The sequence below is a fragment of the Tepidimonas ignava genome, assembly GCF_004342625.1.
Lineage (GTDB): Bacteria > Pseudomonadota > Gammaproteobacteria > Burkholderiales > Burkholderiaceae_C > Tepidimonas > Tepidimonas ignava.
The window spans coordinates 224,812-242,520 of the sequence record NZ_SMAH01000002.1 but is presented as its reverse complement, the minus strand read 5'-3'; the positions used below and the strand labels follow the sequence as shown (position 1 = coordinate 242,520).

Genomic DNA, 17,709 nt, shown 5'->3' with positions numbered 1-17,709 from the left:
TTAGGCGCTGGCGTTGCGCAGCACCAGCTTGCCGCGCACCTGGCGCGCGGCGATGCGGGCCAGCGCCTGGGGCAGTTCGGTCATCGGCAGCACGCTGTCGATGACCGGGCGGTACAGGCCCTGCTGGTAGCCCTGCAGCAGCGTGCGCAGCATGGTGGCGTTGGCCTGCGGTTCGCGGCGGGCGAACTCACCCCAAAACACCCCCACGATGGAGGCGCCTTTGAGCAGCGGCAGGTTCAACGGCAGGCTGGGGATGGGGCCGCCGGCAAAGCCGATCACCAGGTAGCGGCCGCGCCAGGCGATGGAGCGAAACACGGGCTCGGCCAGCGCGCCGCCGACCGGGTCGTACACGACGTCCGGGCCGCGGCCGTGTGTCAAGCGCTTCAGTTCCTCGCGCAGGCTGCCGTCTGGGGCGTGTTGCTGGTAGTCCAGCACGGCGTCGGCCCCCAGGCGCTGGGCCAGCGCGCATTTGTCGGCCCCGCCGGCCGCGGCGATGACGTGGGCGCCGGCCGCTTGGGCGATCTGGATCGCCGCCGTGCCCACGCCGCCCGCGGCGCCCAGCACCAGCACGGTTTCGCCGGCGCGCAGCGCGCCGCGGTCCAGCAGCGCGTGGTACGAGGTGGCGTAGGTCATGATGAACGCGGCGGCGTCGGTCAGCGCCATCCCGGGAGGGAGGGGCACGCACAGCGCCGCCGGCACCACCGCCTGGGTGGCGAACGCACCGGTGCCGCTGAGGCACGCCACCGCCTGACCGGGTTGCAGGGTGGTCACACCAGGGCCCACCGCGCGCACCACCCCGGCAAACTCCGCCCCGGGCACGAACGGCGGCGTGGGCTTGTGCTGGTAGCGGCCCTGGATCATCAGCAGGTCCGGGTAGTTGAGGCTGGCGGCCTCGATGTCCACCAGCACCTCGCCCGCGCCCGGCTCGGGCGTGGGTAGGGTGGTCCAGCGCAGGGCTTCGACGCCCAGGGGTTGGTCGCACTGCCAGGCTTGCATCGGCATGTCTCCTTCGGTGGTCCGGGCCCCGATGCTAGCGGGGCAGGTCCGGCATGGGTGTCACCTGGGCGGCGGGCCAGCGGCGCGCCTACAATGCGCCGCATGCGTATCCTGCTCAGCAACGACGACGGCTACCAAGCCCCTGGCATTCAGGCCCTGGCGGCCGCGCTGCGGGCGTTTGCCGACGTCGAAATCGTCGCGCCCGAACACAACAACAGCGCTAAATCCAACGCGCTGACGCTCAACGCGCCGCTGTACGTGCACCGCGCGGATGAGCACGTGCGCTACGTCAACGGCACCCCGGCGGATTGCGTGCACATCGCGCTGACCGGGCTGCTGCCGTACCGGCCGGACCTGGTCGTGTCTGGCATCAACAACGGCGCCAACATGGGTGACGACACGATTTACTCTGGCACCGTGGGCGCGGCGATGGAGGGGTACCTGTTTGGCATCCCGGGGATTGCGTTTTCGCTGACAGAGAAGGGCTGGGCGCACCTGGATGACGCCGTGGCGCTGGCGGCGCAGTTGGTGCGCAGTCTGCAGCCGGCGGTGCAGGCCCATGCCCAAGCGGTGGCGCAGGGGGCCGAAGGCGCGCATGCCGAGCCGTGGCTGCTCAACGTCAACATCCCCGCGTTGCCGCGCGCGCAGATCCGTGGCTTCAAGGTGGCGCGGCTGGGGCGACGGCACGCCGCCGAGCCGGTCATCACCCAGGTCAACCCGCGCGGCGAGACGATGTACTGGATCGGCGCCGCCGGGCCGGCCAAGGACGATGCCGAGGGCACGGACTTTCACGCCACACGCCAAGGGTACGTGGCGATCACGCCGCTGCAGATCGACCTGACCGACCATGCCCGGCTGGCGTACTGGGCGCAGACGGCGGCTGCGCTGCGCGCGGGCAGCGAGGCGCAGGCATGAGCCAACCCGGCGCGGGTGGTGCGCGGGGGCGCGGGGCGCGGTTTCCGGCCACCCTGGAAGGGCTGCGTCCGGCCCCTGCGGTACCCGCACGCCGTGCGGGGGCGGCAACCCCGGGCGCGCGCCCCGCGGGGGCGGTGCCCAGCGCGCAGGGGGTGGGGCTGGACTCGGCGGCGGTGCGCCAGGCCATGGTGCAGCGCCTGGCGCAGCAGGGGGTGACCCATCCGGCGGTGTTGCAGGCGCTGGCTGCGGTGGAGCGGCATCGCTTTGTGGACAGCGCGCTGGTGCCCCAGGCCTACGAGGACACCGCATTGCCCATCGGCTGGGGGCAGACGATTTCCAAACCCAGCGTGGTGGCGCGCATGCTGGAGCTGTTGTGCGCCGGCCAGACGTTGCCGCTGGGGCGGGTGCTGGAGATTGGCACCGGCTGTGGCTACCAGGCGGCGCTGCTGGCCCGGCTGGCGCGCGAGGTGTACAGCATGGAGCGCTTGCGCGCCCTGCACGACAAGGCGCGCGACAATCTGCGGCCGCTGCGCATCCCCAACCTGCACCTGATTTTGGGCGACGGCACCGCCGGCTACCCTGCGGGGGCGCCGTACGCCGGCATCATCGCCGCGGCGGGCGGGGAGGCCATCCCCCAAGCGTGGCTGGATCAACTCGCGGTCGGGGGGCGGTTGGTGGCCCCGGCCGAGGTGCAACCGGGGCAGCAGCGGCTCGTGGTCGTGCAGCGCACCGCCACCGGGTGGCAGCGCGAGGTGCTCGAGGGCGTGCGGTTCGTCCCCCTACAATCGGGCGTGCTGTGAACCCTGCTACGAAAACGACGCTGCGATGACGCTCAAACAACCGCACCGCTGCGGTGCCTGGCTGTTGGCCGGGGGGCTGCTGGCCCTGCTGGCCGGCTGCGCAGCCCCCAGCAAACCCGCACGCACCGCGCCTGTGGAAGATCGGCGGGTGGCCGGCGCGGCCGCGGCGGCGCCGTTGCCCGCACCGGCGCCCGCCACTCCCGCCACGCCGCCCCCGCCCGGCAGCGAAAACGCCGGCAAGCCCGGCTACTACACGGTGCGGCCGGGCGACACGTTGTACCGCATTGGCTTGGAACACGGCCACAGTTGGCGCGACCTGGCGGCCTGGAACAACCTGAGCGACCCCAACCGTATCGAGGTTGGGCAGGTGCTGCGGGTGGTGCCGCCGACGGCGGAGCCGGTGACCGCCGGCGACGGGGTGCAAACGCAACCGGTGGCCGCGGTTGCCCCGGTGCAGGCGCGTCCGCTTGAAACCCCGCCCAGCGGCGCCCGCTCGCCGTCGACGACCGGTGGCGGCGCGCCCGCGGCGGCCAACGGCACCGGCAAGCCAGCGCCGGCGGCCAGCGCCACGCCCGAACCCACACCGGCCAAAGCCGCCCCCGCCGACGCCATCGCGCTGGCGTGGCCGGCGCGTGGTCCGGTGCTGTACCACTTTGATGAAGTGCGCAACAAAGGCATCGGCATCGGCGGCAAGGCGGGTGACCCGGTGCTGGCCGCGGCCGATGGGCGTGTCGTGTACGCGGGCTCCGACCTGCGCGGTTACGGCAACCTCGTCATCATCAAGCACAACAACACCTACCTGACCGCCTACGCCCACAACCAGACGCTGTTGGTGCGCGAGGACCAAACCGTGCGCCAAGGGCAAAAGATCGCCGAGATGGGCAACACCGACGCCGACCGGGTCAAGCTGCACTTCGAGGTGCGGCGTCAGGGCAAGCCGGTCGATCCCCTGAGCCTGCTGCCGAGCCGTTGATGGAGCACGACGACGACATGGAGCGGGTGGCATCGGCCGCCCTCAGCGAGGCCGTGCCGCCGGTGCGCCCCGCGGGTGTGCCGCCCGAGGCGGTGCCGATCCACGCCATCGACCTGGAAGCGCACGGCGTGGGGCGCCGTCCCGAGGGCAAGGTGGTGTTTGTCGAAGGCGCCTTGCCCGGCGAGTGGGCCGAGGTGCGTGTGACGCGGCGCAAACCACAGTGGGAAGCCGCCGAGGCCGTCGCGATCCACCGCCCCTCGCCGTTGCGGGTGACGCCGCGCTGCCCCCACTTCGGCCTGCATGCGGGCGCGTGCGGCGGCTGCAAAATGCAGCACATCGACCCCGGCGCGCAGGTGGCGATCAAGCAGCGTGCGCTGGAAGACAACCTGCAGCGCCTGGGCAAGGTGCGACCGCAGCGGATGCTGCCTGCCATCGCCGGGCCGGCGTGGGGCTACCGCTGGCGTGCCCGGCTGGCGGTGCGCCACGTGCCACGCAAAGGCACGGTGCTCGTGGGTTTCCACGAGCGCAAAAGCCGCTACGTGGCCGACATGGACACCTGCGCCGTGCTGCCGCCGCCGGTCAGCGCGCTGCTGCAACCCTTGCGCACGCTGATCATGGGGCTGCACGCCCGTGAGCGCTGTCCGCAAATCGAGCTGGCCTGCGGCGAAGGTGTCACCGCGCTGGTGTTGCGCCACCTGGAGCCGCTGGACGAGCACGACCGGGACCTGCTGCGCGCCTTTGCCGCCGCCCATCCCCAGGCGGCCATCCAATGGTGGTTGCAGCCCGCCGGACCCGACAGCGTGCACCGGCTCGATGCGCACGACGGCACGCCACCGCTGGCCTACGCGCTGCCGGAGTTCGGCATCCACATGCCCTACCGGCCCACCGATTTCACCCAGGTCAACCCGCACATCAACCGCGTGCTGGTGGCGCGCGCGCTGCGGTTGTTGGAGGTGCGCCGCGACGAGCGCGTGATCGACTGGTTTTGTGGCCTGGGCAACTTCACGCTGCCGCTGGCCACGCAGGCCGGTGCGGTGCTGGGGGTGGAGGGCAGCGAGGCGCTGGTGCAGCGCGCGCGTGACAACTGGGCGCACAACCAGCAGCGCCGCGGTGGGCTGGCTCCGACCGCGTTTGTGGCGCGCAACCTGTTCGCGATGACGCCTGAGCAACTGGTGGCCGACGGCGTGGCGCAGCGCTGGTTGATCGACCCACCGCGCGAAGGCGCGTTGGCGCTGGTCAAGGCCCTGGCCGACACCGTGCAAGCGGCGCGCGCGGGCGGCTCGTGGCCCGCAGCGGGCTCGGGGGCGGCGTGGCAGCCGCCAACGCGCATTGTGTACGTCAGTTGCAACCCCGCCACGCTGGCGCGCGACGCCGGGCTGCTGGTGCATCAGGCGGGCTACCGCTGCAGCGCGGCCGGGGTGGTCAACATGTTTCCGCACACGGCGCACGTGGAAAGCATCGCCGTGTTCGACCGCGTCGGGGCCTGAGGCCCGGCCTCCCGCACGCGGCCGCCGCGCTCGCTGCGCCGCCTCACTGGCGCGGGGGTGTTTTCTGCGCCGCGGGGGCAAGGTTCGGTACGATGCTGCCGGTGGGGGGCTTGGCGCCGGCGGGGGCCGCCGTCGCCGCAGTGGTGCCGTTGGCGTTGGCGGCCGCAGGGGCGGCGGTCCCGCCCACGGGCGCCGCTTTGCCTTCGGCCTGCGGGCCTTGGGCGCCGTCCCCCGCGTCGACGACCTCCTCTTTGGGCTCGGCGGGTGGGGCGGGGCGGGCCGTCGGGGTGGCGGGCGGGATATCGTTTTCCCGCATGTACTCGTCCATCTCGCGCCAGCCGGCAAAGATGGCGGCTTTGGAAGCCTTGGGGTTGCTGGCGTAGCAATCCTCCAGGCTGCGCTGGGTGTGCCGGCACGCTGCGCCGATGGCCTTGCCCTCGGCCTCCCGCCGCTCGGCTTGTTTGGCCGGCGTGTCGATGCCCAACATGTCGCAGCCGGGCAGCGTGGTGGCCGTCAGCGCAACGGCAAGCAGCCACGCCGCGCGTCGGCCGCGCGGCGTGTCGGCTTGGGGCGGTGTCGGTGCCAGCATGGCTCGATTGTCACCGATCGGCAGCGCGGGCGGGGTGGGTGCCATCCCCGCATCAAAAGCACAAACGCCGCGCAATTGCGGCGTTTGCGGTGGGCGGCGTGGCCGCACCGGTGGGTGCGGCCTCCGGCTGGATCATTCACGCTCGCCGCCGAAGACGCCCAGCAGCGCCAGCAGGCTTTGGAAGATGTTGAACAGGCTCAGGTACAGCGCCAGCGTGGCGGTGATGTAGTTGGTTTCGCCCCCGTCCACGATGCGCTTGAGGTCCACCAGCAAAAACGCGCTGAAGATGCCGATGGCCATCACCGACAACGCCGCCATCAGGGCCGTGCTGCCCACAAAAACGTTGATGATGCCGCCGATCAGCAGCACGATGGCGCCGAAGAACAACCACTTGGCCAGGCCTTCCAGATCGCGTTTGACGACGCTGGCCAGGTTGGCCATGACCAAAAACACCCCGGCCGTGCCGGCAAACGCGGTCATCACCAACTGCGCCCCGTTGGCCAGGCCCAGCACCGCGCCCAGCAGGCGCGACAGCATCAGTCCCATGAAGAACGTGAAGGCCAGCAGCACCGCCACGCCGGTGCCGGAGTGCTTGGTGCGCTCGATGGCCAACATGAAGCCAAAGGCGCCCACCAGGAACACCACCAGGCCCACGCCGCCCGACAGCACGGCGCCTACGCCGGTGCGCATGCCGATCCACGCCCCCAACACGGTGGGCAGCATGCTCAGCGCCAGCAGGGCGTAGGTGTTGCGCAGCACACGCTGGCGCTGGCCGGCGGCGCTGGCCAGGGTGTCGGTGGGATGCAAGACTTGGGTGTCCAGACGCATCGATCGGGTCTCCTAGGGTTGCGGGGTAACGTGGCGCGTTGCCGATGACAACGCCGCGCGCAGCGTACCACACCGGCTGCGCCTGACGTTAGAGGATGAGGGCGCACCGGAGTTCCTCGACCGCCCTGCATGGCGGACATGGGCGCGCACGGCGCGGCGGGTCGGCCGCCGCACCAGGCCCCTGGCCGAGCGGGCGACCGACGGCCTGACGTCGTCAGCGCGCCGGCTCGGTGACAAAACCGATGCCCTTGACGCCGGCCTGCTGGGCCTTGGCCAGCACCTGCGCGACCCGCTCGTAGCGCACGTCGCGGTCGCCCAGCAGGTGCAGCGGGGGCTGCACGTCCTGCGCGGCGATCGTTTGCAGCCGCTCATCCAGCTGGGCGTCGTCGATGGGCTCGTCGTTCCACAGGTAGCGGCCGTCGGCCTGCACGCTCAGGCGCACCGCTTGCGGCGGTGGGGTGCTGCGCTCGGCGCTGGCCTGCGGCAGGTTGACCTGCACGGCGTGCTTGATGACCGGGATCGTGATGATGAACACGATCAACAGCACCAGCATCACATCGATGAGCGGAATCATGTTGATCTCGCTCATCAGCTCATCGTTGTCGTGGTCGGTGACCGTCATGGCCATGGCTGGCTCCTCGTGGCGTGGTTCACGCGCGGCCTTCGGCCCGCAGGGGCTGCACCTTGGCCGACGCGGGGGCTGGGGCCGTGGCCGCCACGCGCGCGCCGGTGACGAAGTAGGCGTGAAGTTCGTGCGCAAAACGGTTGATGCGGTGCACCAACGCCTTGTGGCCGCGCACCAGCGCGTTGTAGCCCAACACGGCGGGGATGGCCACGGCCAGGCCCAGCGCCGTCATGATCAGCGCCTCGCCGATGGGACCGGCGACTTGGTCCAGCCCCGCGCTGCCGCTGGCGCCGATGCTGACCAACGCATGGTAGATGCTCCACACGGTGCCAAACAGCCCCACGAACGGTGCGGTGGAGCCGACCGAGGCCAACACCCACAGGCCGCTTTGCAGACGCGCCACGATGTCGTCCACCGCGTGGCGCAGCGCGCGCTGCACCCATTCGCTCAGGTCGAGCTGATCGTGCAACTGCGGCGCGCGCGGCGTGCCATCCTGGCCCTGCACGTGGGCGGCGGCGTCGCGCCCGTGCGAAGCCAGCAGCCGGAAGGGGTTGTCCGGTTCGCGCCCGAGGCGATCGAGCCCCTCGGCAAAGTCGCTGGCGTGCCAAAACGCCTCGACGCGGCGCGCCAGCGCGCGCTGGTGGCGCAGCTCCAGCGCCTTGACGATGATGATGACCCACGAGACGACCGACATCAGTAGCAGCAGCACGGCGATGCCGCGGATGACGCCGTCGCCTTGCGCCCACAGGTGGGCCAGACCGAACGAAGGGGTGGTGGTGTCCATGGTTTTGATCTCGTATGACGGTTGTCCAGGAGGCTTGTATCGAGGCGGTGGGTCACTGCAGCACGAACTGCACCGGCACCAAAAACCACATGGCTTCAGGCACGCCGTTGCGTTTGCCCGGTACGTAGCGCCAGCGCAGCACGGCCTGCAGCGCGGCCTGGTCCAGCCGCTCGTAGCCGCTGGAGGTGCGGATTTCCGCGGCCGAGGCGGTGCCGTCGGGCTCGATGCGCACGCGCAGCACGACCCGCCCCTGTTCGCCCAGGCGGCGCGACAGCGCCGGGTACGGCGGCGGGGGGTTGTTGAGGTAGGCTGCCGAGGCCGATGGCAGCTCGATGCGCGGTGCAGCGGCTGGCGCCGCCGCGGCGGACGCGGCGGGGCTGGCTGCTTCGACCGCCGAGGCGGCCACGGCGGCGCCCGGTGCGGGTGTGGCCGGCGCCGCCACTGGGGGTGCCGAGGTCACGGCCACCGCCTCGGGTGCTGGCGTTGGCGTGGCCTCGGGCTGGGGTGGGGCGGTGGGCGGCGGTGGGGTGTCTGCACGCACCGGGGCGGTCTTGGGCACGGCTTTGGGCCGGGGTGGCTCGGGTGGCGGGGCGGGTTGTGCAGCAGGTTGCGGCGGCGCGGGTTCGGGTGTCAGCAGTTGCACCTGCACGATGCGCGGTGCCGTGGGGCTGGCAGGCTGGCTCCACGCGCGTGACAGCGCCCACAAGCCGGCGACGTGGGCTGCGGTGACGATGGCCGTCACGGTGGCCACGCGGCGGCCGGGGCGGTGCTGCGCACGCCGGCTGCGTGCACCGGGCGCCAAGGCTGGCGCGCCAAGGTCGGGGGCAACGAACGCGCTCATCATCGCTTCAGCACCCAGACTGCGGCGGTCAGCACGATCAGCAGACTCAACCCAAGTATCCAAGTCAAGTGCATGGCGTCGGGCTCCGTTCGGGTTGGCTTGGTGCAGCGTTGTTGGGGTCGGTGGGGGCAGGGCTGCGCAGCAGGTTGGGGTGCAATGCGGCGGGCTCGGCGCAGCCCAGCAGCGCCATCGTGCCACGCAGCTCGTCGTGCCACTGACGCCACAACGCCGCCACGCCCGCTGGCCCTGCGCTGGCCAGAGCCTCGATCAGCGGACGTCCGACCAGCACGGCGCGCGCCCCCAGGGCCAAGGCCACCGCCACGTCGGCGGCGCTGCGCAATCCACCGTCCACCAGCACCGGGACACGCCCCCCCACCGACTGCACGATGCCCGGCAGCGCCAGCGCCGTGGCGGGCAGACCATCCAGCACCCGACCGCCGTGGTTGGACACGATGATGGCGTCGCACAGCCCTGCGTCGCAAGCGTGCCGGGCGTCGGCGGGGTGCAGGATGCCTTTGAGCACCAGCGGCAGCGGGCAGCGCTGGTGCAGCCAGGCAACGTCGTCCCAGCGCAGGGCGCAGCGCAGCAGCGCATCCAGCGTGCCGTGGGGGGCGCCGGCGGGCAGGTTGGGTTGCGGCCAGTCGGCAGGCAGGGCAAAGCCGGCCGCGCGCGCCTGCGGGGACGTCCACTGGACCGGCGCGTCGACGGTGAGCACAATGGCCTCGTAGCCGGCTTGGGCGGCTCGGTCCGCCACGTGCAGCCACGCCGTCGGCTCGCCGTACGGGTACAGTTGGAACCACAGGGGGCCCCGCGTGGGCTCAGGCAGCACGGCGCGCGCCACCCTCTCCAGGGGCACCGTGGCCTGGGTTGACAACACCAGGCCGGCGCCCTGGGCGGCGCAGGCCAGGGCCAACCCCAGCTCGGCCTGCGGGTGGGCCAGCAACAGGTGGGCCATGGGCGCCGCCAGCCACGGCGCTGGCCAGCGCCGACCCAGCAGCTCCACCGTGGCGGAGACATGCGGCGGCGTGGCCAGCACGCGGGGCCACCACGTGAAGGCGCGCCACGCGGCGACGTTGGCCTGCAGCGTGCGCTGCTCGCCCGCGCCGCCCAGCAGGTACGCGCGGGCGGCGGCGCTCAGCCCCGATGGGGCTGGGGCGGCGGCAGCATGGGGGGCGGTGGCTGGCGTCATGGCGTGGCCCACAGGCGCAGCAGGTTGTGGTACACCCCGGTCAGCCCGGTGGTGGCTGGGGTTTCGCCCAGTTGCTGGCGCAACTTGAGCACGTTCATGTCCAGCTCGAACAGGATGCGGCGCTGCTCGTCGCTGCGCACCATGCTCTCGATCCACAAGAAACTGGCCAGCCGCGCCCCCCGCGTCACCGGCGCGACCTCATGCAAGCTGGTGCCCGGGTACAGCACAGCGTCGCCCGCGGGCAGCTTGACGCGCTGCACGCCAAAGGTGTCGTGGATGGTCAGCTCACCGCCGTCGTACTCGTCGGGGTCGGCCAGAAAGACCGTGCACGACACGTCGGTGCGTACCCACTGGCCATCGGCGTGGGAGTGCAGCACGGCGCCGTCGATGTGCGGCCCGTAGGCGGGGGCCTCGGGTCGATACCGGTTGAACAGCGGGTTGTAAATGCGCCGTGGTAGGGCCGCCGAGAAAAACAGCGGATCACGCTGCAACGCTTGCAGCACGATGCCGCGCAGCCTTGCGGCCTGCGGGCTGTCTTGCGCCAGTTGCTCGTTGCGTTTGACCTGGGCGGCCTGCGCACCGGCGCTGGCGCGTCCGTCGATCCAGGGGGCGTCGGCAGCGTCCAGCACGGCGCGGATGTCGCGCAGTTCCTGCGGGGTGAGGATGGCTTTGAGGTGCAGCAACATGGTGCGCAGGTTGGGCCGGGCGGTCAGTTTAGAACACCGTCTTGAGGCTCAGGTACACGCGCCGCGGTGCGCCGGGGGTATAAAAGCCACGGTACAGCGCGTCGGCGTAGAGCTTGTCGGTGAGGTTGGTGACATTGAGCTTGAGGGTGGTGCGCTCGTCCAGCGTGTACTCCAGCATCGCGTCCAGGGTGGTGAAGGCCGGCGCCACCACGGTGCGGTTGCCCTCGGGGCTTTGCTCGCTGCGGTGGTTGATGCCCAGGCCGGCGCGCCACTGCGGCGCGAAGCGGTAGGTGGTCCACAGGCTCAGGCTGTGCTTCGGGGTCAAGCCCGGGCGGTCGCCGACGCGTTGGCTGTTGCCGGTGGAAGGGCAAGAGCTTTCCGCGCAGCGGTCGATGCGGGCGCTGGGGATCCAGGTGTGGTTGTAGAAGATTTCCCAGTTCGGGGTGATGCGGCCCGCGGCGTTGAACTCCAGGCCCGTGGCGTGGCGCTTGCCTGACAGCAGTTGCTGGGTGGCCGCACTGTCGGGGTCGGTGTTGCGCTCGTTGTACTTCTCGCTGCGAAACAGCGCCACACCCACCAGCGCCCGCTGCTCGAACAGCTCCCACTTGGCACCGATTTCGACGTTGCGGCTCTTTTCGGGCGGCGTGTTGGCAGTCTTGGCGTTGTTGCTGCCGGAGGCGAAGTTGCCCAACGCAAACTGGTAGGTGTCGCCCGAGGTGTTGTACGACTCCCCGAACGACGCGTAGTACGACGAGGTCGCATCGGGTTCGTACATCACACCGACGCGTGGGCTCCAGAGGCTGTCGCGGCGGCCGCCGCTGGCGCCTGTGGTGCCATCGGTGTAGTCGGCTTCGAAACGGTCGAAGCGCAGGCCACCCACCACCTTCCATTGCGGGGTGAGGTGCACCACGTCTTGCGCGTACACGCCAAGGCTTTTGGCCGTGAAGGTGTTGTACACCCAGGTGCGGGTGTCGGCGCGGCTGTCGCCGTCGTTGGGGGTGCCTACGGTGGTGGTCAGCCCCGAGTTGCCGCCGCTGTTGTTGTTGTTGCGCTTGGCGTCTTCCTGGGTGATGTCGACGCCCGCGGTCAGGTGGTGGCGCAGCCCGCCCAGCTCAAACGTGTGGCTGTAGTCACTTTGCAGCTGGGTGATGTCGCTGATGCCGCGGCGCCCTTTGGCGTTGCGGGTCAGGACGGTGTTGGCGGTGGGTGGGTTGGTCAGGCTGACGGTCTGGCCTGGGCACAGGGTGGCGTTGTTTTGGCAAAAGCCGATCGCCGAGACCCACAGATCACGCTCGTAGCGGCCGTGGCGCAGGGTGGTTTTGAGCTCTTCCTGCGGGCTGAGGCGCCAGGTGTGCGACAGCGTCAGCACGTCCTGATCGCTGTCCATGTAGTCGCTGGCCAGCCCATAGTAGTTTTTGGCTGCCAGCACGGGCACGATGCGTCGGCCTGTTTCCCCGGTGTTGCCGGTCAACAGCCAAGGGTGGTTGTAGTTGGGGCGCTGGTCGGTGCGCAGGTGGTACAGGTCCACAGCCAACTCGTGCCGCTCGCCAATGCCGGTGCGCACACCCACGGCCAAGCCTTCGCGGTTGTCTTGGGCGCCCCACAGGTCGGCGTCTTGTTTCATGACGTTGAGGCGCACGGCGCTGCTGCTGCTGCTGAGTTGCTTGTTGAGGTCGGCTTGCACGCGCTTGTGGTTGCCGTTGCCCACCGTGGCCTCCACCTCGTAGCGGTCCATCAGGAACGGCTGCTTGGTGACTTGGTTGACCACGCCGCCGGTGGAGCCTTTGCCAAACAGCATCGACGCCGAGCCCTTGAGAACCTCGACACGCTCGGTGGCAAAGGTGTCGCGGGTGATGAGCTGACCTTCGCGCATGCCGTCACGGTAGATGTCGCCCGCTTGCCCGAGCGAGAAGCCGCGCAGACGCACATCCTCTTCGCCGGTTTCGCCGGCTTGGAAGGTCACGCCGGCGGTGGTGCGCAGCACGTCGCGCAAGTCGTCCAGTTGGCGGTCGTCCAACAGCTGCTCGGTCATCACGGTGACGCTTTGCGGAATGTCGCGCACCTGCTGCTCGCCCTTGCCCAGTCGGGTGGTGGAGGGTTTGAGCGTGCTCTTGGCGCGGATCTCGGCAGGTTCTGACTGGCCGGTGACGGTGACCGTGTCCAGCGTGGCCGCGGCTTGCGCCGCGGGTGGGTTGGTCTGTGCCGCGGCGTGCAGGCTGGCCGCCAGCAGCATGGCCCCGAGGGGGAGGGTGGGGGTGGTGGGCGTCGGTATAGGCATGGTCATGGCCAAGGCGGGTCTGGATGGGTAAACAGGGTCGTTGAGCAGTGCCATTATAGACTACAAATGAGAACGATTTGCGTTTGTGTAAAGAATCGAGGTATCTGATGATCAAGATTGAAACTATCAATGAGATGTCGTGATTGTTTTGTACTATGATTTCAGGGTCGACGCGCAGCTTGGCGCGTCCATCATTCCCTCAACCACGAAAGGAAGTCGAGCTATGTCGCTGATCAACAAGCAAGTGCAGCCGTTCAAGGCGCAAGCGTTCCACAACGGTAAGTTCGTCGAGATCACCGAGCAGTCGCTCAAGGGCAAGTGGTCGGTGCTGATCTTCATGCCGGCGGCGTTCACCTTCAACTGCCCGACCGAGGTCGAAGACGCCGCCGACCACTACGAAGAGTTCCAGAAGCTGGGCGCCGAGGTGTACGTCGTCACGACCGACACCCACTTCTCGCACAAGGTGTGGCACGAGGTCTCGCCCGCGGTGGGCAAGGCCAAGTTCCCGCTGGTGGGCGACCCCACGCACCAGCTGACCCGCCAGTTCGACGTGCACATCGACGAAGAGGGCCTGGCGCTGCGCGGCACCTTCATCATCAACCCCGAGGGTGTGATCAAGACCGCTGAAATCCACGACAACGCCATCGCGCGTGACGTCAAGGAGACGCTGCGCAAGCTCAAGGCCGCCAAGTACGTGGCCGAGCACCCGGGCGAAGTCTGCCCGGCCAAGTGGAACGAAGGCGCCAAGACGATCGCCCCGTCGCTGGACCTGGTCGGCAAGATCTGACGCCGCCGGCCGTCGGCGCACCCGGGCGGCACCGTGCGGTGCTGCCTGCGCCGATGGCCCGATCAACCCCATCGTTGAGCAACCTTGACCGGCCCGCGCGGGTGGGCCGGTCGGGGGTGCGCTGTCCCAGTCACCCAACCCCAGGAGCGCTGCGTATGCTGGACGCCCAACTCCAATCCCAATTGCAGGCCTACCTGGCCTACGTCAAGCAGCCGTTTGAGCTGGTGGCGACGCTGGATGACTCGGCCAGCGCGCACGAGCTGCGCGAATTGCTGCACACCATCGCCCGCTTGTCCGACGGCAAGATCACCGTGCGCACCGACGGCAACGCCGCGCGGCGGCCTTCGTTTGCCCTTCGTCGTGCCGACGGCACACCCCAGTTGACCTTTGCGGCGGTGCCGCTGGGGCATGAGTTCACGTCGCTGGTGTTGGCGTTGCTGTGGGCCGGCGGCCACCCGCCCAAAGAAGCCCCCGAGGTGTTGCAGCAGGCGCGCGAGTTGCCCGGCGAGCACGACTTCGAGGTGTACATGTCGCTGTCGTGCCACAACTGCCCGGACGTGGTGCAGGCGCTCAGCCTGCTGGCGATCGTCAACCCACGCGTGCGCACCACCATCATCGACGGCGCGCTGTTTGCCGACGAGGTGCGCGAGCGCAACGTGATGGCGGTGCCGCTGGTGCTGCGCAACGGTGAAGTGTTCCACTCCGGCCGGGCCACGTTGGCCGAACTGTTGGCCAAGCTGGACCAAGGGGCCCAGCAGCGCCAGGCGGCGGCGTTGGCGGCGAAAGAGCCGTTTGACGTGCTGGTGGTGGGCGGCGGCCCGGCCGGTGCGGCGGCGGCGGTCTACGCCGCGCGCAAGGGCATCCGGGTGGGCCTGTTGGCCGAGCGCGTGGGCGGGCAGGTCAACGACACGTTGGCCATCGAAAACTACCTGGGTATGTTGGAAACCACCGGGCCGCAGTTGGCTGCCGCGCTGCAGGCGCACGTCCAGCGCTACGAGGTGGACGTGATGACGGGGGTGCGCGCGCAAGCCTTGCACCCCGCGGCGCAGCCCGGTGGCTGGATCGGCGTCACGGTGGAAGGGGGGGCGACGCTGCGTGCGCGCAGCGTCGTGCTGGCCACGGGGGCACGCTGGCGCAACCTCAATGTGCCCGGGGAAGCCGAGTACAAAAACCGCGGTGTGGCCTACTGCCCGCACTGCGACGGTCCGCTGTTCAAGGGCAAGCGGGTCGCGGTCATCGGCGGGGGCAACTCGGGGGTGGAGGCTGCGATCGACCTGGCCGGCATCGTGCAGCACGTGACGCTGCTGGAGTTTGCCGAACAGCTCAAAGCCGACGCGGTGCTGGTCAGCAAGCTCAAGAGCTTGCCCAACGTCACCGTCTTGACGCAGGCGCAGACCTTGGAGGTGCTGGGCGACGGCCACAAGGTCACCGGCCTGCGCTGGCGCGACCGCGCCAGCGGCGCCGAGCACACCCTGGCGCTGGAAGGGGTGTTTGTGCAGATTGGCCTGGTGCCTAACACCGAGTGGTTGGGCGACGTGGTGCCGCGCAACCGCTTCGGCGAAATCGAGATCGACGCCGCATGCCGCACCGGCGTGCCCGGCGTGCTGGCGGCGGGCGACTGCACGACGGTGCCGTACAAGCAAATCGTCGTGGCTGCCGGTGAAGGCGCCAAGGCGGCGCTGGCGGCGTTCGATGAGTTGATTCGGATGCCGGCCCCGCAAGCCACCGAAGCCGCGGTGGCCTAACCCCGGTCTGGGACCGGGGCCGCGCCGAGCCCCGGTCCAGATCCGACCCGCCCCGCCCCCGCCCTGCGCCCAGGCAACCCTGCGGCAGGCGGGGATCGGCGCTGCCGAGGGGTCACTTCAGGTCGTCGACCAGCAGCTTGGCGATGCGCTCGGCGTTGGGGCTGCGGTCGGGCTGGCCTTGCGCGTCGAGCACCTGCACGACGGTGCGCTCGCCTTCGCCGCGCACCGTGATGCGCAGGCGCAGCGGGGCGTTGTCGGTCTTGTTGCTGCTGCTGAACCAGCCAGCGATGCGCCCGAAAAAGCCGGGCTCTTGTTTGGCGGTGTTGGCGTCCGGCGCCACGTAGCGCACGAAGTACACGCCCTCGGCACGGTTGCGGTCTTCGACGGTGAAGCCGCTGCGGTCCAAGCTCAGGCCGACGCGGCGCCAGGCGCGGTCGAAGTTTTCCTGGATGACGACGACCGGCCGCCCATCGACGGTGTCCAGGCGCGCCAGCGTTGGCACCGCGCCGGCGGCCACCGCGGCCTTGGCCTGCTCTTGGCTGACGCCGAGCTTGACCATCAAGCGACGCAAGAATTCGGCTTCCAGCTCGGGGTCGGCCGGGCGTGGCTGCCAGACGGTGTTGTCTTTGCGCTCGTTGCTGTAGACCTCCACCATGCCGCGGTGGCTGATGAAGATGTCACTGCCGCCGCGCTCGTTGCGCTCGACCCGGGTGCGGAACTTGTCGCGCTCGCCGGTGGAGTACAGGTTGTCGAACAGCTTGCCGATGGTGGCGCGGATGATGTCTTGCGGGATTTTGGCGCGGTTTTCGGCCCAGTCGGTTTCCAGCAGGCCCAGCTGCGGCTGGTCCAGCGTCAGCAAAAAGCCGTTTTCCTGCCAGAAGTCGCGCAGCGCGGGCCACAGCTGCTCGGGCGGGCGGTCCACCACCAGCCAGCGTTGGTTGCCGGCGCGCTCGATGCGCACATCCCCGATCTGCGCCGGGGCGGCCACCTGGGTGCTGGGGCGCGCCGCGGCGGCGGCTTCCATTCCGGTGGCGGTCACGGGCCCGCCGGGCAGCGCGTAGCGGCTGTCGCGCGCCAGCTGCGTCAGGTCCGGCGGCACCTCGAGCGTGTTGATTTGCTTGGCGCTTTTGTAGTCGATGCGGGTTTCTTCGAGCACCGAGCAGCCGGTGGCCAGCAGGGCGGCCAGCGCGACGGCGCTCAGCCGCAGGGCCGTGGTGGGGCGGGGGGTGATGGGCATGTCGTCTCCCGTCAGGGCTGGGCGGATCGGTTCACAGCAGGCCGCTGGCGCGCAGCGCCGCTTCGACCACGGCCTGCCCGTTGGCCGACAGCGGCGTCAGCGGCAGGCGCAGCGTCGGGCCGCACAGGCCCAGGCGCGCCATGGCCCACTTGACCGGGATCGGGTTGGCCTCGACGAACAGCTGCTTGTGCAGCGGCAGCAACTGCATTTGGATGCGGGTGGCGGTGCGCGCGTCGCCGGCGATGGCCGCCGCGCACAGTTCGTGCATCAGGCGTGGGGCCACGTTGGCGGTGACGCTGACGTTGCCTTGGCCACCCAGCAGCATCAGCGCCACGGCGGTGGCGTCGTCGCCGGAGTAGACCGCAAAGTGCGCGGGCTTTTCGCGGATCAGCCACTGGGCACGTTCGATGTTGCCGGTGGCTTCCTTGATGCCGACGATGCCGGGCACCTGGGCCAGGCGCAGCGCGGTTTCGGGCAGCAGGTCGGCCACGGTGCGCCCCGGCACGTTGTACAGGACGATGGGCAGGTCGCCGGTGGCCTCGGCAATGGCCTTGAAGTGCTGGTACAGGCCTTCTTGGGTGGGCTTGTTGTAGTACGGCACGACCTGCAGTTGGCAGTCGGCGCCGACCTGGCGTGCGTATTGGGCCAGCGCGATGGCTTCGCGCGTGGAGTTGCCGCCGCAGCCGGCCATGATGGGCACGCGGCCGGCGGCGTGCTCGACCGCGACGCGGATGATTTCGCAGTGTTCTTCGACGGTCACCGTGGGCGATTCGCCCGTGGTGCCGACGACACCGATGCAGTCGGTGCCCTGTTCGATGTGCCAGTCGATGAGCTTGCGCAGCGTGGCGTAGTCGACGCTGCCGTCCTCGTGCATCGGCGTCACGAGGGCAACGATGCTGCCGGTGATGGGCTTCATGGGTGTACGGTGAGCTGGATCGAAGCGCCCATT

General features: G+C 70.0%; 17 protein-coding genes. 6 read left to right on the top strand and 11 right to left on the bottom strand.

Translation table 11 applies throughout. The annotated features are described in order from the left end of the window. Positions 1–996, bottom strand: a complete 996-nt coding sequence (locus tag EDC36_RS02445; RefSeq protein WP_132961667.1) for an NADPH:quinone oxidoreductase family protein — start codon at positions 994–996, stop codon at positions 1–3. A gap of 102 nt (positions 997–1,098) precedes the next feature. Between EDC36_RS02445 and surE the strand changes: the two genes are divergently transcribed. From surE to rlmD, 4 genes are read left to right on the top strand one after another with little or no spacing between them, the layout of a single operon-like run. Continuing rightward, positions 1,099–1,911: a 5'/3'-nucleotidase SurE gene (gene surE, locus EDC36_RS02440; RefSeq protein WP_132961666.1), complete on the top strand. Its 813-nt coding sequence runs from the start codon at positions 1,099–1,101 to the stop codon at positions 1,909–1,911. Continuing rightward, positions 1,908–2,711 (top strand): protein-L-isoaspartate(D-aspartate) O-methyltransferase, encoded by an 804-nt coding sequence (locus tag EDC36_RS02435; RefSeq protein WP_132961665.1) that lies wholly within the window; start codon positions 1,908–1,910, stop codon positions 2,709–2,711. Before surE ends, EDC36_RS02435 begins: the two co-directional genes overlap by 4 nt. A 25-nt stretch (positions 2,712–2,736) precedes the next feature. Next, positions 2,737–3,684, top strand: coding sequence for a peptidoglycan DD-metalloendopeptidase family protein (locus EDC36_RS02430; RefSeq protein WP_132961664.1), 948 nt, complete (start codon positions 2,737–2,739; stop codon positions 3,682–3,684). Continuing rightward, positions 3,684–5,171 carry a 23S rRNA (uracil(1939)-C(5))-methyltransferase RlmD gene (gene rlmD / locus EDC36_RS02425; protein ID WP_409785645.1) on the top strand — a complete coding sequence of 496 codons (1,488 nt, stop codon included), beginning with the start codon at positions 3,684–3,686 and terminating at the stop codon, positions 5,169–5,171. The genes EDC36_RS02430 and rlmD overlap by 1 nt, the downstream gene beginning before the upstream one ends. Before the next feature lie 43 nt (positions 5,172–5,214). Here rlmD and EDC36_RS13215 read toward each other — a convergent pair whose 3' ends face one another. The 8 genes from EDC36_RS13215 to EDC36_RS02385 all read right to left on the bottom strand — a co-directional run bounded on the left by EDC36_RS13215 (position 5,215) and on the right by EDC36_RS02385 (position 12,997). Beyond that, complete coding sequence (locus EDC36_RS13215; RefSeq protein WP_207895022.1) at positions 5,215–5,760, bottom strand: hypothetical protein; 546 nt, start codon at positions 5,758–5,760, stop codon at positions 5,215–5,217. Between the two features lie 132 nt (positions 5,761–5,892). Further along, entirely contained in the window at positions 5,893–6,588 is a 696-nt protein-coding gene (locus EDC36_RS02415; protein ID WP_132961663.1) for a Bax inhibitor-1 family protein, read from the bottom strand. A 214-nt stretch (positions 6,589–6,802) separates the two neighbouring features. Continuing rightward, positions 6,803–7,216 carry an ExbD/TolR family protein gene (locus tag EDC36_RS02410; RefSeq protein WP_132961662.1) on the bottom strand — a complete coding sequence of 138 codons (414 nt, stop codon included), beginning with the start codon at positions 7,214–7,216 and terminating at the stop codon, positions 6,803–6,805. A 22-nt stretch (positions 7,217–7,238) separates the two neighbouring features. Then, on the bottom strand, positions 7,239–7,997 hold the full coding sequence (locus EDC36_RS02405; protein WP_132961661.1) for a MotA/TolQ/ExbB proton channel family protein: 759 nt from the start codon (positions 7,995–7,997) through the stop codon (positions 7,239–7,241). A 52-nt stretch (positions 7,998–8,049) separates the two neighbouring features. Beyond that, positions 8,050–8,838, bottom strand: a complete 789-nt coding sequence (locus EDC36_RS13445) for an energy transducer TonB (protein ID WP_132961660.1) — start codon at positions 8,836–8,838, stop codon at positions 8,050–8,052. Positions 8,839–8,902: 64 nt separating this feature from the next. Next, positions 8,903–10,027 carry an alpha-hydroxy acid oxidase gene (locus EDC36_RS02395; RefSeq protein ID WP_132961659.1) on the bottom strand — a complete coding sequence of 375 codons (1,125 nt, stop codon included), beginning with the start codon at positions 10,025–10,027 and terminating at the stop codon, positions 8,903–8,905. Then, positions 10,024–10,713 carry a Fe2+-dependent dioxygenase gene (locus tag EDC36_RS02390; protein WP_132961658.1) on the bottom strand — a complete coding sequence of 230 codons (690 nt, stop codon included), beginning with the start codon at positions 10,711–10,713 and terminating at the stop codon, positions 10,024–10,026. Before EDC36_RS02390 ends, EDC36_RS02395 begins: the two co-directional genes overlap by 4 nt. A 28-nt stretch (positions 10,714–10,741) precedes the next feature. Beyond that, entirely contained in the window at positions 10,742–12,997 is a 2,256-nt protein-coding gene (locus tag EDC36_RS02385; protein WP_243646437.1) for a TonB-dependent receptor, read from the bottom strand. Positions 12,998–13,214: 217 nt separating this feature from the next. On the opposite strand from EDC36_RS02385, the gene ahpC reads away from it, so the two are divergent. Continuing rightward, the gene (gene ahpC / locus EDC36_RS02380) at positions 13,215–13,778 is read left to right on the top strand and encodes an alkyl hydroperoxide reductase subunit C (protein ID WP_132961657.1); all 564 of its coding nucleotides are present in this window, start codon (positions 13,215–13,217) and stop codon (positions 13,776–13,778) included. A gap of 155 nt (positions 13,779–13,933) precedes the next feature. Continuing rightward, complete coding sequence (gene ahpF, locus EDC36_RS02375) at positions 13,934–15,523, top strand: alkyl hydroperoxide reductase subunit F (protein ID WP_132961656.1); 1,590 nt, start codon at positions 13,934–13,936, stop codon at positions 15,521–15,523. A 112-nt stretch (positions 15,524–15,635) separates the two neighbouring features. Here the strand turns inward: ahpF and bamC are convergent, their stop codons facing one another. Both bamC and dapA read right to left on the bottom strand, forming a co-directional pair. Then, complete coding sequence (bamC, locus tag EDC36_RS02370; RefSeq protein ID WP_132961655.1) at positions 15,636–16,760, bottom strand: outer membrane protein assembly factor BamC; 1,125 nt, start codon at positions 16,758–16,760, stop codon at positions 15,636–15,638. A 31-nt stretch (positions 16,761–16,791) separates the two neighbouring features. Further along, positions 16,792–17,676, bottom strand: a complete 885-nt coding sequence (gene dapA, locus EDC36_RS02365; RefSeq protein WP_132961654.1) for a 4-hydroxy-tetrahydrodipicolinate synthase — start codon at positions 17,674–17,676, stop codon at positions 16,792–16,794. Between the last annotated feature and the right edge of the window lie 33 nt (positions 17,677–17,709).